This window comes from Pseudomonas sp. 10C3 (assembly GCF_036346185.1).
Classification (GTDB): Bacteria; Pseudomonadota; Gammaproteobacteria; order Pseudomonadales; family Pseudomonadaceae; genus Aquipseudomonas.
The window spans coordinates 1-274 of the sequence record NZ_JASJVE010000107.1 but is presented as its reverse complement, the minus strand read 5'-3'; the positions used below and the strand labels follow the sequence as shown (position 1 = coordinate 274).

The 274-nt window shown below is 61.7% G+C and carries 1 protein-coding gene; it reads left to right on the top strand.

Annotated elements, in window-relative coordinates; genetic code table 11:
- Positions 1–177, top strand: a 177-nt coding sequence (locus QN399_RS26315) for a DUF3304 domain-containing protein (protein ID WP_330201944.1), incomplete at its 5' end; no start/stop codon positions are given.
- Positions 178–274: the final 97 nt, after the last annotated feature.

Sequence of the window (274 nt, the reverse complement as noted above, 5' to 3'; positions counted from 1 at the left end):
CGCCATCGCGCCGTCGTGGAGGTGGCGCCGTATGAAGAACTCGGCGTCATCGATGTTCATTTCTTGCCCTGCAACCAAGTTGCCGTTTCGGCTGTCGCCGTTACGCCCGGCAACGCCGGTTATCCCTTCAACTACCCCTCCAAAATGGAAGAGCCCTCGGTATGTCCAGCACTTTGAATTCAGGTTCTCAACGCCCTGCCCCGGCGCCTTTAACGCCGACCCCGCCGTTCCCCAAAGAGGGGCTGCTGCCGCGCACGTCCGAGGATGTGGGGCT